The organism is Streptomyces sp. NPDC059679, from assembly GCF_042734105.1.
Lineage (GTDB): Bacteria > Actinomycetota > Actinomycetes > Streptomycetales > Streptomycetaceae > Streptomyces.
This window is the reverse complement of the sequence record NZ_JBHWES010000002.1, coordinates 118,988-133,865: the sequence shown is the minus strand read 5'-3', so window position 1 is coordinate 133,865 and position 14,878 is coordinate 118,988. Positions and strand designations below refer to the sequence as shown.

Sequence of the window (14,878 nt, the reverse complement as noted above, 5' to 3'; positions counted from 1 at the left end):
CGCGTTCTGGCATTCAGCCGCGTTCTGACAACCAGTGGGGGCTGCCGTCGTGAGCAACATCCCCGAGACCGGGCGGACGCCGCGCGTCACCATCCGGCTCGTCGCCATCCAGATCCTCGTCTTCTCGCTGCTGCTCACGCTCGGCGGCCGCCTCTGGTACCTGCAGATCCGCAACGGCGACGAATACACCGCCGAAGCCGCCAACAACCACGTCCAGCAGGTCGTCCACCCCGCCGTACGCGGCTCGATACTGGACGCCCGCGGGGTGCCGCTCGCCGACAACGAGACCCGTCTGGTCGTCTCCGCCAGCCGCACCGAGCTGATGAAGATGAAGGACGACGGGAAGGCCGTCCTCACCCGCCTGGCGGGCGTCCTGGACATGAAGCCCAAGGACGTCATGGACAAGGTCCGGCTGTGCGACGCCAAGACGCCCCAGCCCTGCTGGAACGGTTCGCCCTACCAGCCCATCCCCATCACCGACGAGGCCAGCCCCAAGCAGGCCCTGCAGATCCGCGAGCGTGAAGAGGACTTCCCCGGGATAAGCGCGGAGCCCACCGCCGTGCGCCGCTACGCCGCTCCCGGCGACGCCAACGCCGCCCAGGTGCTCGGCTATCTCTCCCCGGTCACCGACGAGGAGATCAAGAAGGCCGAGGACAGCCATTCGCCGCTGCTCCGCTCCGACCAGATCGGCCGTAACGGCCTGGAGCGCCAGTACGACGACGAGCTGCGCGGCAAGGCCGGGGTGACCCGCTACGAGGTCGACAACCTCGGCCGGGTCATCGGCCAGGCCGAGAGCCAGAAGGCCCAGCCCGGCGCCAACGTCGTCACCAGCATCGACGCCCGGGTGCAGGCCGTGGCCGAGAAGGAGCTGGCCCAGGCGATGAAGGACGCCCGCAAGGAGATGGACCGGAACACCGGCCGCAAGTACGAGGCGGACGCGGGCGCGGTCGTGGTCATGGAGGCGAAGACGGGCCGGGTGGTCGCGATGGCCTCCAACCCGACGTACGACCCCAACGCCTGGGTCGGCGGCATCTCCGGCAAGGACTACAAGAAGCTCACCGGCAAGAGCTCCAACTATCCGCTGCTGAACCGGGCGATCCAGGGCCAGTCGGCGCCCGGCTCGATCTTCAAGGTGGTCCCGACCACGGCGGCGGTCAACGCCGGCTACCCCTTCGACGGCAACTACAACTGCAGCAGCTCCTTCAACATCGGCGGCCAGGTCTTCAAGAACTTCGAGTCGAAGGGCTACGGCCCGATCAGCCTCGGCCGGGCGCTGGAGGTCTCCTGCGACACCGTGTTCTACGACCTCTCGTACAAGCAGTGGCAGAAGGACGGCGGCAACAAGCCCAAGAAGCACCCGGCGGACTGGTTCTACAAGACCGCCCACCAGTTCGGCCTCGGCAAGGAGACCGGCATCGACCTTCCCAACGAGGTCACCGGCCGGATCCCGGACCGCCAGTGGAAGAAGGACTACTGGAAGGCCAACAAGAACGCCTGGTGCAAGTACGGCAAGAAGAGCGGGAACTACGGTCAGCGGATCGCCTACGAGAACTGCCTCGAAGGCATGAAGATGCGCGCCGGTGACTCCGTGAACTACTCCATCGGCCAGGGCGACACGCTCGTCACCCCGATCCAGATGGCCACCATCTACGCCGCGATCAGCAACGGCGGCACGCTCTACGACCCGACCATCGGCAAGGCGATCGTCAGCGCCGACGGCAAGAAGGTCCAGCAGATCAAGCCCAAGTCGCACGGCAAGCTGCCGATGACCCAGGGCACGCGCGACAAGATAGACAAGGCCCTCGCGGGAGTCGCGACCCGTGGCACCGCCGCCTGGCGATTCGGCGGCTGGCCGCAGGACAAGATCCCGATGCACGCCAAGACGGGTACGGCCGAGGTCTACGGCAAGCAGACGACCTCGTGGTTCGCGACGTACACCAAGGACTACTCGATCGTCATGACGATCTCCCAGGGTGGTACCGGCTCCGGCGCCTCCGGCCCGGCTGTGCGCAACATCTACAACGCGCTCTACGGGGTGGACGCCAAGGGCGGCATCGACAACAAGAAGGCGCTGCTGCCCCAGCCCCAGGCGACCCTGCCCAGGATCGACTCCGATGGCACCATCCAGGCCCAGCCGCTGGGCAAGCCGATCGCGGTGGTCGGAAGGCGGGAGCAGCTGTCATGAGTGCGTCCACGCATACGTACACCACGCGGCGGTTCACCCCGGAGCGCGGCACCTGGGGCAAGCTCATGGCGCGCGACTCGATCGTGCGCCGGCTGGACTGGATACTGCTGTTCGCCGCGCTCGCCCTGTCGGGCATCGGCACCGTCCTCGTCTACTCCGCCACCCGCAACCGCACCGAGCTCAACCAGGGCGACCCGTACTACTTCCTGATCCGGCACGCCATGAACACCGGTATCGGGCTGGTCCTCGCGATCGCCACGATCTGGCTCGGCCACCGCACGCTGCGCGGGGCCGTGCCCGTGCTGTACGCGCTGTCCGTGGTGCTCGTCCTCGCCGTTCTCACCCCGCTCGGCTCGACCATCAACGGCGCGCACGCCTGGATCGTGATCGGCGGCGGCTTCTCCCTCCAGCCGTCCGAGTTCGCCAAGATCACCATCATTCTGGGAATGGCGATGCTGCTGGCCGCGCGCGTGGACGCGGGGGACCGGGTCCACCCGGACCACCGCACCGTCGTCCAGGCGCTCGGGCTCGCCACGCTGCCCATCGCGATCGTGCTGCTGATGCCGGACCTCGGCTCGGTGATGGTCATGGCGGTCATCGTGCTCGCCGTGCTGCTCTCCTCGGGCGCCTCCAACCGCTGGGTGGTGGGGCTGATCGGCGCGGCCGTCATCGGCGCGGTCCTCATCTGGCAGCTCGGCGTGCTCGACCAGTACCAGATCGACCGCTTCGCCGCCTTCGCCAACCCGGCCCTCGACCCGGCCGGCGTCGGCTACAACACCAACCAGGCGCGGATCGCGATCGGCTCGGGCGGCCTCACCGGCAAGGGCCTGTTCCACGGCACCCAGACCACCGGCCAGTTCGTGCCCGAGCAGCAGACCGACTTCGTCTTCACGGTCGCGGGGGAGGAGCTGGGCTTCCTCGGCGCGGGCCTGATCATCGTGCTGCTGGGCATCGTGCTGTGGCGCGCCTGCCGGATCGCGCGGGACACCTCCGAGCTGTACGGCACGGTCGTCGCCGCCGGGATCATCGCCTGGTTCGCCTTCCAGGCGTTCGAGAACATCGGCATGACGCTGGGCATCATGCCGGTGGCCGGTCTGCCGCTGCCGTTCGTCTCGTACGGCGGGTCGTCGATGTTCGCCGTGTGGATAGCGGTCGGTCTGCTGCAGTCGATCCGGGTGCAGCGTCCCGTATCGGCCTGACGTCTGGGGGCTGCCCTCAAACAGCGCACGGCAGTACATTCACGTCATGGCGGACACGGTGCGTGAGATCGAGCGCAAGTACGAGGCTCCCGACGACGGCCGGCTCCCGGAGCTGGCCGGAATCGCCGAAGTCGCCGGCGTCGCGGAGGTCGTGGACAAGGGCGTGGCCACTTTGGACGCCACGTACTACGACACCGTCGACCAGCGGCTCGCGGCGGACGGCATCACGCTGCGCCGCCGCACCGGCGGCAGCGACGCCGGGTGGCACCTCAAGTTGCCGGCCGGACCGGATGCCCGGGATGAGATCCGCGCGCCGCTGTCGGACACGCTGCCCGCCGAGCTCGCGGCCCTCGTCCGCTCCCGCGTCCGCGACCAGGCGCTCGTACCGCTGGTCCGCCTGGTGTCCGAACGGAACGTCAGACACCTCGTGGACGCCGGTGGCGCCCTGCTCGCCGAGCTGTCCGCCGACCATGTCACGGCGCGTCGGCTGACCCCGGAGCCGGGCGGTCCGGTGGAGTGGACGGAGGTCGAGACGGAACTCGCCCCGGGCGGCGACCCGGCGTTCCTCGACGCGCTCGAGTCGCATCTGACGGAGGCGGGGCTGCGCCGGTCGGCCGCCCCGTCCAAGCTGGCCAGGGCGCTGGCCGAAACGGGCGTGGCCATCAAGGCGGACAAGGCGAGTAAGGCAGGCAAGGCGAGCAAGAAGGGGAAGGAGGGTAAGAAGGCCGCCGAGCCCACGGCGGGCGATGTGGTCCTCGACTACGTCCGCGCCCAGATCGCCGCCATCATCTCGCTCGACCCCGCCGTACGCCTGGACGTGCCCGACTCCGTGCACCGTATGCGCGTCGCCACCCGCCGGCTGCGCAGCTGCTTCCGCTCGTACCGCAAGGTCCTGGACCGGGCCGTCACGGATCCCATCGGCGACGAGCTGAAGTGGCTGGCCGGCGAGCTCGGCATCGACCGCGACCGGGAAGTGCTCACCGCCCGCATCGAGGAACGGCTCGGCGAGGTCCCTGTCGAGCTGCGGCTCGGCCCCGTGTCCGCCCGGCTGCGCATCTGGTCGCAGACGAGCCGGCTCGGCGCGCGCGAGCGGCTGATCGGCGTGCTCGACGGAGAGCGTTATCTCGCCCTGCTCGCCACCCTCGACGCGCTGTCCGCCGACCCGCCGCTGCGGCCCGCCGCCGCCCGGCCGGCCGAGAAGGTGATCCTCGCGGCCGTGCTGCGCGACGACGAACGGCTCGCCCGCCTCGTCACCGCCGCCCTCGCCGCTCCCCCCGGACACGACCGGGACGTCGCCGTGCACGAGGCGCGCAAGAAGGCCAAGCGCGTCCGCTACGCCGCCGAGGCCGCCCGCCCCGTTCTCGGCAAGCCCGCGAAGGCGTTCGCTCGCCTCATGACCGAGCTGCAGGATCTGCTGGGCGACCACCAGGACAGCGTGGTTGCCCGGGCGACGCTGCGCGAGCTGGCCGTCCAGGCCCACGGGGCGGGGGAGAGCGCCTTCACTTTCGGGTTGCTCTACGGCCGCGAGGAGGCGCGGGCCGCCGCCCGCGAGCGGGAGCTGCCCGCGCTGTGGGCCGAGGTCTCGCGCGAGGAGCACCGGGCGGCGCTGCGGCCGTGATGCGCGGGTAGGCCAAAGGGGTTGGAAGGGCCGGAAAGGGGCCGCCGTGAGCGGCGTCAAGGGTGTCCGCCGGGCGGGTTAGGCTTGAGGGTCACCCTTGCCAGCTCACGAAGGTCTCCCGGATGTCTGTCGAGTCGGTCTTTCCGCAGCTCGAGGCCCTGCTCCCGCATGTGCAGAAGCCGATCCAGTACGTAGGCGGGGAGTTGAACTCCACCGTCAAGGACTGGGACAGCTGCGACGTCCGCTGGGCGCTCATGTACCCGGACGCGTACGAGGTCGGTCTGCCCAACCAGGGCGTCATGATCCTTTACGAGGTGCTGAACGAGCGCGAGGGCGTGCTCGCCGAGCGCACGTACAGCGTCTGGCCGGACCTGGAAGCGCTGATGCGCGAGCAGAAGGTGCCGCAGTTCACCGTCGACTCGCACCGCCCGGTCGCGGCGTTCGACCTCTTCGGGCTCTCGTTCTCCACCGAGCTCGGCTACACCAACATGCTCACCGCGCTCGACCTGGCCGGGATCCCGCTCGACGCCGCGGACCGCGGCGACGACCACCCCATCGTGGTCGCGGGCGGTCACGCCGCGTTCAACCCCGAGCCGATCGCGGACTTCATCGACTGCGCGGTGATCGGCGACGGTGAGCAGGCCGTCCTGGAGATGACCGGGATCGTCCGCGCCTGGAAGGCCGAGGGCCGCCCCGGCGGCCGGGACGAGGTGCTGTTCCGCCTCGCCCGGACCGGCGGGGTCTATGTGCCCAGGTTCTACGACGTGGAGTACCTGCCCGACGGCCGGATCTCCCGCGTCGTGCCGAACCGCTCCGGTGTGCCGTGGCGGGTGTCCAAGCACACCGTGATGGACCTGGACGAATGGCCGTACCCCAAGCAGCCGCTGGTGCCGCTCGCCGAGACGGTCCATGAGCGGATGTCCGTCGAGATCTTCCGCGGCTGCACGCGCGGCTGCCGCTTCTGCCAGGCGGGCATGATCACCCGCCCGGTGCGCGAGCGGTCCATCACCGGCATCGGCGAGATGGTCGACAAGGGCCTCAAGGCCACCGGCTTCGAAGAGGTCGGCCTGCTGTCCCTGTCCTCGGCGGACCACACCGAGATCGGCGACATCGCCAAGGGCCTCGCCGACCGCTACGAGGAAGACAAGATCGGCCTGTCGCTCCCGTCGACCCGGGTGGACGCCTTCAACATCGACCTCGCCAACGAGCTCACCCGCAACGGCCGCCGCTCCGGCCTCACCTTCGCCCCCGAGGGCGGCAGTGAGCGCATCCGCAAGGTCATCAACAAGATGGTCTCCGAAGACGACCTGATCAGGACCGTCGCCACCGCGTACGGCAACGGCTGGCGGCAGGTGAAGCTCTACTTCATGTGCGGTCTGCCGACCGAGACCGACGACGACGTGCTGCAGATCGCCGACATGGCGACGAAGGTCATCGCCAAGGGCCGCGAGGTCTCCGGCAAGAACGACATCCGCTGCACCGTCTCGATCGGCGGCTTCGTCCCCAAGCCGCACACCCCCTTCCAGTGGGCGCCGCAGCTCAGCGCCGAGGAGACGGACGCGCGCCTGGAGAAGCTGCGCGAGAAGATCCGCGGCGACAAGAAGTACGGCCGCTCCATCGGCTTCCGCTACCACGACGGCAAGCCGGGCATCGTCGAGGGCCTGCTCTCCCGCGGCGACCGCCGGATCGGCGCGGTCATCCGCGCCGTCTACGAGGACGGCGGCCGCTTCGACGGCTGGCGCGAGCACTTCAGCTACGACCGCTGGATGGAGTGCGCCGAGCGGACGCTGCCCGAGTTCGGCGTGGACGTCGACTGGTACACCACCCGCGAGCGCGGCTACGAAGAGGTCCTGCCCTGGGACCACCTGGACTCCGGTCTCGACAAGGACTGGCTCTGGGAGGACTGGCAGGACGCGCTCGACGAGACCGAGGTCGACGACTGCCGCTGGACCCCGTGCTTCGACTGCGGCGTCTGCCCGCAGATGGACACCCAGATCCAGATCGGACCGACCGGCAGGAAGCTGCTGCCGCTGTCGGTCGTCAAGTAACCCACGGCCCGACAAGTACGCTGGAAGAGGCACGGACCGCTCCACCCGCTCGGGTGAGCGGCCCGCCCACCGGCGCACCACAGCCGTCAGACAGCAAGGAGAAGGACCCCTGGGCAAGCGACAGCCCGAAGGCCCGCCGCCCGCACCCGCGGTGCAGCGCATCCGTTTGCGCTACACCAAGCGCGGCCGCCTCCGGTTCACCAGCCACCGCGACTTCCAGCGCGCCTTCGAGCGGGCGCTGCGCCGCGCCGAGGTGCCCATGGCGTACTCGGCGGGGTTCACCCCGCACCCCAAGGTGTCGTACGCCAATGCCGCACCCACCGGCACGGGCAGTGAGGCCGAGTACCTGGAGATCCAGCTCACCGAGGCGCGCGACCCCGAAAGGCTGCGTGGACTCCTCGACGAGTCGCTGCCCCCCGGGCTCGACGTCATCGACGCCGTCGAGGCCCGTACGTCGAATCTGGCCGAGCGGCTGCAGGCCTCCGTCTGGGAGATCCGGCTCGAGGGAGTCGACCCGGACGAGGCCGAACGCGCCGTCGCCGCCTTCCTCGTGGCCGAAACGGTCCAGGTCGAGCGCATGACGAAAAATGGGTTGCGGTCCTTCGACGCGCGTGGCGCGGTGGCCCGGCTCGAGGCCCTTACGGCCCCGGTCGATAGGCCGGAGGACCCTGCCTGTGCGATACTGCGGCTGGTGGTACGGCATCTGACACCTGCCGTACGACCCGACGACGTCCTGTCCGGTCTCCGCGCTACGGCCGACCTGGCGCCGCCGGTCCCCGCAGCGGTGACCAGGCTGGCGCAGGGGCTGCTCGATGAGGAGTCCGGCACGGTGACCGACCCGCTCGCGCCCGATCGCGAGGCAGCCTTGGCCGCCCCACCCACGGCCGCCGGGCTGACCGCCGCGATGGCGCCGGAAGGTTCCGCGTAGGACCGCCGTCGACGCGCCGCCGATGCACCAGGGAGCCACCCGGGTCCGGCAGGCGCACTGACCAGGAGACTTTCGCCGGTCCCGGCATTTCCGGTCCCGGCGAGTGAGACGACAGCTCCCGTGCGGCGCCCGCGCCGCGGGCGGCGGCAATCGCGCACAGCGCGCGGATTGCGGCCGGACGCAGACGCGGCGCCCGGGAGCGTGACGGGAGAAACGCCCGCATGCTCGAGCCTATTGAGCCGATCGAACCTATCCAGCCTCTGGGACAGCCCGCTCAGCGTGCCGTCGCGCCCAGGGACACCACGGAGAACAACACGCCCAGCGACACCCTGCCGCCGCGCCGCCGCCGCGCGGCCTCCCGGCCGGCCGGCCCGCCCGCGGGGACGCTGAGCGACGAGGCGGCCCAGACCGCCACTCCGGCCATACCGGCCGCCCAGGCCACCGACCTCGAGAGCGTGTCGGCCGAGGCCGCAGTCTCGTCGGCGTCGGCGGAGGAGCCGGTGCCCGCGCCGCGTACGCGCCGTCGTGCGACCCGTAAGGCGACTGCTCCGGCGGGTTCGCCGGAGACGGCCGAGACGGGGGTCTCGGCCGCGGAGTCGGCTTCCGCCGCTGAGGACGCCACACCGGCCGAGGAGCCGGTGCCCGCGCCGCGTACGCGCCGTCGGACGACGCGCAAGGCCACCGCCCCGGCGGGTTCGCCGGAGACGGCTGAAAACGGCATCGCGGCCGCCGAGGCGGCTGACGCCGAGGTCGCGGAGGAGGCCGCCGCGCCGGCGCGCAAGCGCCGCCGTGCGACCCGCCACGCGTCCGCTCCGGCGGGTGCGCCGGAGACCGCTGAGACCGTTGTCGCGGCCGAGGCCGCTGACGTGTCGGACGAGGCGGACGAGGCGGCTGTTGAGCAGCCTGCCGAGTCCGATGAGACCGCCGAGGCCGCGGCACCGGTGCGCAAGCGCCGTCGTGCGACCCGTCAGGCGTCCGCTCCGGCGGGTGCGCCGGAGGCGGCCGAACCCGTTGTCGCCGCCGAGGCCGCCGAGGCCGCTGACGAGAGCGCTGAAGCCGCCGAGACCGCCGAGGCCGACGAGGCTGTGGCGCCGGTCGGTCGGCGTCGTCGGGTGACGCGTAAGGCGTCCGCCCCGGCGGAAGAGACCGCCGCCCAGCCCACCGAGATCCCCGAGACCGCTGACGTCGCCGCCGAGGCGCCGGAAGAGGCCGCGCCCGCGCGGCGTACCCGCCGTCGTGCGACGCGTAAGGCGACCGCCGCTGCGGGCTCGACCGAGTCCGAGGCCCCGGAGGTGACCGCCGTGGCCGAGACCTCCGCCACACCGGCCGACGAGACCTCCGCCGACCGGAGTGCTGCCGGTGACGCCGCCGCGGAGCAGCCCGCCGAGGCCGCGCCGCGAGCCCGTACCCGCCGCCGGGCGACCCGTGCGGCGGCCGCAGCCACCGTCGACGAGCAGGCCGAAGCCCCGCAGGCCGCCGAAGAGGCCGAGCCGGAGGCTCCGGCCAGGGGGCGGCGCCGGGCCGTACGGCCGCCGACGGCCGTGTTCCAGGCGCCGGTGTTCACCGAGCCGGTGTTCCAGACGCCGGAGAGCGCGGCCCTGGCCGCCGCCGCGGCCGCCGAAGAGGCGGACGAGGTGGATGAGACGGACGAGACCGAGGACGCGGGGGCGTTCGGGATCGCCGAGCCGTCGGCGCCCACCAGCGGTGCGCGCCGCCGTCGCCGTCGCCGCGGCGAGGCGTTTGACGACCAGGCCGAGCAGGCCGCCCAGGCCGCACAGGCCGAGGCCGAGGAGACGGCCGAGACCGCCGAGGAGGCCGAGCTCGCGGAGGGCGAGCACGGCGACGAGGAGTCGGGCGAGCGCCCGTCCCGCCGCCGTCGCCGTGGCGGTCGCCGCCGCCGCCGGGGCGAGGCCGCGGACGCCGAGGGCGAGACCGGCGAGCGCTACGAGGACGAGCACCCGGGCGAGGGCGCGGACGAGCAGGCCACCGGCGAGGCCGAGGAGGCAGAAGAGGGCGACGAGACGGCCGGCGCCGGGGGCTCCAGCAGCAGCCGTCGCCGTCGGCGCCGCCGCCGGCGCAGCGGGGACGCCGCCGAGGTCGAGGCGGGCGACGACCCGGAGCGTACGGTCGTCAAGATCCGCGAGCCGCGGGAGCGGCGCGCGAAGGAGACCGAGTCCGGCGCCGACGAGGTGCAGTCGATCAAGGGGTCGACGCGGCTCGAGGCGAAGAAGCAGCGCCGCCGCGAGGGCCGTGAGCAGGGCCGCCGCCGGGTGCCGATCATCACGGAGGCCGAGTTCCTGGCCCGCCGCGAGGCGGTCGAGCGGGTGATGGTCGTCCGGCAGAACGGCGAGCGCACCCAGATCGGCGTGCTGGAGGACAACGTCCTCGTCGAGCACTTCGTCAACAAGGAACAGTCGAACAGCTACGTCGGCAACGTCTACCTGGGCAAGGTGCAGAACGTCCTGCCGTCGATGGAGGCCGCCTTCGTCGACATCGGCAAGGGCCGTAACGCCGTCCTCTACGCGGGCGAGGTCAACTTCGAGGCGCTGGGTCTCGCCAACGGCCCGCGCCGTATCGAGACCGCCCTCAAGTCCGGCCAGTCCGTTCTGGTCCAGGTCACCAAGGACCCGATCGGCCACAAGGGCGCCCGGCTGACCAGCCAGGTCTCCCTGCCCGGCCGTTATCTGGTGTACGTGCCCGAGGGCTCGATGACCGGCATCAGCCGCAAGCTGCCGGACACCGAGCGGGCGCGCCTGAAGCAGATCCTCAAGAAGATCGTCCCCGAGGACGCGGGCGTCATCGTCCGCACCGCGGCCGAGGGCGCGAGCGAGGACGAGCTGTCCCGCGACGTCCAGCGGCTCCAGGCGCAGTGGGAGGAGATCCAGAAGAAGGCGAAGAACGGCGGCGCCCCCACGCTGCTGTACGGCGAGCCGGACATGACCGTCCGGGTCGTCCGCGACATCTTCAACGAGGACTTCTCGAAGGTCATCGTGAGCGGTGACGGCGCCTGGGACACGATCCACGGATACGTCTCGCATGTCGCGCCGGACCTCGCGGACCGGCTCCAGAAGTGGACGTCGGACGTCGACGTGTTCGCCACGTACCGGATCGACGAGCAGCTGATGAAGGCGCTGGACCGCAAGGTCTGGCTGCCCAGCGGCGGCTCCCTGGTGATCGACCGGACCGAGGCGATGGTCGTGGTCGACGTCAACACCGGCAAGTTCACCGGCCAGGGCGGCAACCTGGAGGAGACGGTCACCAGGAACAACCTGGAGGCGGCCGAGGAGATCGTGCGCCAGCTGCGGCTGCGCGACCTCGGCGGCATCATCGTGATCGACTTCATCGACATGGTGCTGGAGTCCAACCGGGACCTGGTGCTGCGGCGCCTGCTGGAGTGCCTGGGCCGGGACCGTACGAAGCACCAGGTGGCGGAGGTCACCTCGCTGGGCCTGGTCCAGATGACCCGTAAGCGGGTCGGCCAGGGCCTGCTGGAGTCCTTCTCCGAGCCCTGTGTGCACTGCAACGGCCGTGGTCTGATCGTCCACATGGACCAGCCGGCGGCGGTCGGCGGCGGTGGCGGCAAGCGCAAGAAGAAGAAGGGTGCCACCGGCCACCTGGCCGAGCCCGAGCAGGCCCCGGAGACCGCCGAGGTCGTGGAGGCCGCCGTGGCGGCCGTGGTCGAGGCCGAGCCGGAGACGGTGGCCGAGGCCGCCCACGAGGCCGCCGAGCACAAGACCGTGCCGGAGCCGGTGACCTTCGCCGCCGACGAGGAGCTGTACAGCAGCGCCGCGGAGGCCGAGGCCGCCGCCACGCGTGGCCGTACGCGCCGCCGGGCGACCCGGAAGGTGACGGCCCCCGCGGGCGCCCCGAAGGCCGCGGAGCGGCCGGAGGCGGCCGTGGTGGTCCTGCCGGCCGAGGAGCCCAAGGAAGCCCCGGCCCCGGCGGAGGAGCCGAAGGCCGAGCCGGTCGGCGCGCCGGAGCCGGTGTCCGCGCCCCGTGCGCGCCGCCGGGTGACCCGTAAGGTGACCGCTCCCGCGGGCTCGCCGTCGGGCTCCGAGGAGGCGGCCGTGGTGGTCGTCAGCGCGGCCGCCCAGGACTCGGCGCCGGAGTCGGCACCGGGGCCGGTGGCGGTCGAGCCCGAGCCCGAGACGGTGCCCGAGGCTCCTGAGGCGGCTGCCGAGGCCGCGGTGGAGCCGGAGGAGGCGGCGGCCCCGGCGCCGGCGAAGAAGACGGCCCGCAAGGCCGCCAAGAAGGCGCCGGCGAAGAAGACGGCGGCGAAGAAGACGGCCGCGAAGAAGACGACCGCCAAGAAGACCGCCGCGAAGAAGACGACGGCGAAGAAGGCGGCGGCCAAGAAGACCGCGGCGGCGGAGCAGCAGACGCCGTCCTCGGTCACGGCCTCCACCGACGACTGAGCACGCCGGACCGGGGCCGGGGCGCCCGGGGTGTGCACCGACACACGGTGTACACCCCGCCCCGGCCCCGGTTTGACCCCCTGGTCCCGGCCCCGTAACCTTGACCGTCGGCGTTTGTACGCCAAACCCCTGAGCAAATCCCTCCCGCTCTGTCGGGAGAGGCCGCTCGCTGTTGTCTGGGCATCCCCACGTGGAGACGCGTGGCGCTACGAGGCGATCGGTGAACCACGGACCGTACGGGTCGGTGGGGAGCGGCTGGCATCAGAGGTCCCGATTACTAACGAGAGAGTGAGAACCGCGTGTACGCAATCGTGCGCACCGGCGGCCGCCAGCAGAAGGTGTCCGTGGGCGATGTCATCGAGGTCGACCGTCTGTCCAGCAGCAAGGTCGGCGACACCGTCGAGCTCTCGACTCTGCTCGTTGTCGACGGCGACGCCGTGACCAGCGACCCGTGGGTGCTGGCCGGGGTGAAGGTTCAGGCCGAGGTCGTGGACCACCACAAGGGCGCCAAGATCGACATCCTGAAGTACAAGAACAAGACCGGCTACCGCAAGCGGATCGGCCACCGTCAGCTGCACACCGCGCTGAAGATCACCAGCATCGACGCGGCTGCGAAGTAAGGGACTGAGGAGAGATGGCACACAAGAAGGGCGCATCGTCCACCCGGAACGGTCGCGACTCCAATGCCCAGCGGCTCGGCGTCAAGCGCTTCGGCGGCCAGGTCGTCAACGCGGGTGAGATCCTGGTCCGCCAGCGCGGCACGCACTTCCACCCGGGCACGGGCGTCGGCCGTGGCGGCGACGACACGCTGTTCGCGCTGGCCGCCGGTGCGGTTCAGTTCGGCACCGCGCGTGGCCGCAAGGTCGTGAACATCGTTCCGGTCGCTGAGTAATCAGCCCGGGGCGACACCACACACCTTTCCGAGGGCGGACCGCTCTTTCCCGTGACGGGGAAGCGGGTCCGCCCTCGGTGCGTTACGCCTAAGACATTCGGTACGTAAGACGTACCGTACGTAGCAACTTTGGAGGCACAGCGTCATGACCACCTTCGTGGACCGCGTCGAGCTGCACGTCGCCGCGGGTAACGGAGGCCACGGCTGCGCCTCCGTGCACCGCGAGAAGTTCAAGCCGCTCGGCGGCCCGGACGGCGGCAACGGCGGCCGTGGCGGCGATGTGATCCTGGTCGTCGACCAGTCGGTCACCACGCTGCTCGACTACCACCACAGCCCGCACCGCAAGGCCACCAACGGCAAACCGGGCGAGGGCGGCAACCGCTCCGGCAAGGACGGTACGGACCTGGTCCTGCCCGTCCCGGACGGCACCGTCGTCCTCGACACACAGGGCAATGTGCTGGCCGACCTGGTCGGGCAGGGCACCACCTTCGTCGCCGCCCAGGGCGGCCGCGGCGGCCTGGGCAACGCGGCGCTGGCCTCGGCCCGCCGCAAGGCCCCCGGCTTCGCGCTGCTGGGCGAGCCGGGCCACGCCGGGGATGTGGTCCTGGAGCTCAAGACCGTCGCGGACGTGGCGCTGGTGGGCTACCCGAGCGCCGGCAAGTCCTCGCTGATCTCGGTGCTCTCGGCCGCCAAGCCGAAGATCGCCGACTATCCCTTCACCACCCTGGTGCCCAACCTCGGCGTGGTGACGGCCGGTTCGACCGTCTACACGATCGCCGATGTGCCGGGCCTGATCCCGGGCGCCAGCCAGGGCAAGGGCCTGGGCCTGGAGTTTCTGCGCCATGTCGAGCGCTGCTCGGTGCTCGTCCACGTCCTGGACACGGCGGCGCTGGAGTCCGAGCGCGACCCGCTGACCGACCTCGACGTCATCGAGGCGGAGCTGAGGGAGTACGGCGGCCTCGAGAACCGGCCGCGGCTGGTCGCCCTCAACAAGGTCGACGTCCCCGACGGCCAGGACCTCTCCGACATCATCCGGCCGGACCTGGAGGCCCGCGGCTACCAGGTCTTCGAGGTGTCGGCGGTCTCCCGGCACGGCCTCAAGGAGCTCTCGTTCGCCCTGGCGAAGATCGTCGGGGACGCGCGGGCGGCCAAGCCCAAGGAGGAGGCGACCCGTATCGTCATCCGCCCGAAGGCCGTGGACGACGCGGGCTTCAAGGTCGTCGCCGAGGACGGCTTCTACCGGGTGGTGGGCGACAAGCCCGAGCGCTGGGTCCGCCAGACCGACTTCAACAACGACGAGGCCGTCGGCTACCTCGCCGACCGGCTGGCCCGGCTGGGCGTCGAGGAGGCGCTGGTGAAGGCCGGGGCGCGGGCGGGCGACGAGGTCGTCATCGGCGCCGCGGACGACGCCGTCGTCTTCGACTGGGAGCCGACCCTCACGGCCGGTGCGGAGATGCTCGGCCGCCGCGGCGAGGACCACCGCTTCGAGGCCCCGCGCCCGGCCGCCCAGCGCCGCCGTGAGCGCGATGCGGAGCGGGACGAGGCCCAGCACGAGTACGACGCCTTTGAGCCCTTCTAGCGGCGCCTGAGGGC

The 14,878-nt window shown here is 71.4% G+C and carries 9 protein-coding genes; all 9 read left to right on the top strand.

From position 1 onward, the window contains the following. The first annotated feature begins 49 nt into the window (after positions 1 to 49). The 9 genes from mrdA to obgE all read left to right on the top strand — a co-directional run bounded on the left by mrdA (position 50) and on the right by obgE (position 14,864). Positions 50 to 2,185: a penicillin-binding protein 2 gene (mrdA, locus tag ACFV2X_RS03170; RefSeq protein ID WP_385610712.1), complete on the top strand. Its 2,136-nt coding sequence runs from the start codon at positions 50 to 52 to the stop codon at positions 2,183 to 2,185. Further along, a complete protein-coding gene (gene rodA, locus ACFV2X_RS03165; RefSeq protein ID WP_385610709.1) occupies positions 2,182 to 3,384 on the top strand; it encodes a rod shape-determining protein RodA in 1,203 nt (400 codons plus the stop codon). The genes mrdA and rodA overlap by 4 nt, the downstream gene beginning before the upstream one ends. A gap of 46 nt (positions 3,385 to 3,430) precedes the next feature. Next, positions 3,431 to 5,002 (top strand): CHAD domain-containing protein, encoded by a 1,572-nt coding sequence (locus ACFV2X_RS03160; protein ID WP_385610706.1) that lies wholly within the window; start codon positions 3,431 to 3,433, stop codon positions 5,000 to 5,002. Positions 5,003 to 5,124: 122 nt separating this feature from the next. Beyond that, positions 5,125 to 7,050, top strand: coding sequence for a TIGR03960 family B12-binding radical SAM protein (locus ACFV2X_RS03155; protein ID WP_385610704.1), 1,926 nt, complete (start codon positions 5,125 to 5,127; stop codon positions 7,048 to 7,050). Positions 7,051 to 7,201: 151 nt separating this feature from the next. Then, complete coding sequence (locus ACFV2X_RS03150; RefSeq protein ID WP_385610701.1) at positions 7,202 to 7,978, top strand: TIGR03936 family radical SAM-associated protein; 777 nt, start codon at positions 7,202 to 7,204, stop codon at positions 7,976 to 7,978. A 221-nt stretch (positions 7,979 to 8,199) separates the two neighbouring features. Further along, on the top strand, positions 8,200 to 12,393 hold the full coding sequence (locus ACFV2X_RS03145) for an Rne/Rng family ribonuclease (RefSeq protein WP_385610699.1): 4,194 nt from the start codon (positions 8,200 to 8,202) through the stop codon (positions 12,391 to 12,393). A 299-nt stretch (positions 12,394 to 12,692) separates the two neighbouring features. Continuing rightward, positions 12,693 to 13,013: a 50S ribosomal protein L21 gene (gene rplU, locus ACFV2X_RS03140; RefSeq protein ID WP_014179695.1), complete on the top strand. Its 321-nt coding sequence runs from the start codon at positions 12,693 to 12,695 to the stop codon at positions 13,011 to 13,013. A gap of 14 nt (positions 13,014 to 13,027) precedes the next feature. Then, on the top strand, positions 13,028 to 13,285 hold the full coding sequence (gene rpmA, locus ACFV2X_RS03135; RefSeq protein WP_014179696.1) for a 50S ribosomal protein L27: 258 nt from the start codon (positions 13,028 to 13,030) through the stop codon (positions 13,283 to 13,285). Between the two features lie 145 nt (positions 13,286 to 13,430). Beyond that, positions 13,431 to 14,864 carry a GTPase ObgE gene (gene obgE, locus ACFV2X_RS03130; RefSeq protein WP_385610695.1) on the top strand — a complete coding sequence of 478 codons (1,434 nt, stop codon included), beginning with the start codon at positions 13,431 to 13,433 and terminating at the stop codon, positions 14,862 to 14,864. Positions 14,865 to 14,878: the final 14 nt, after the last annotated feature.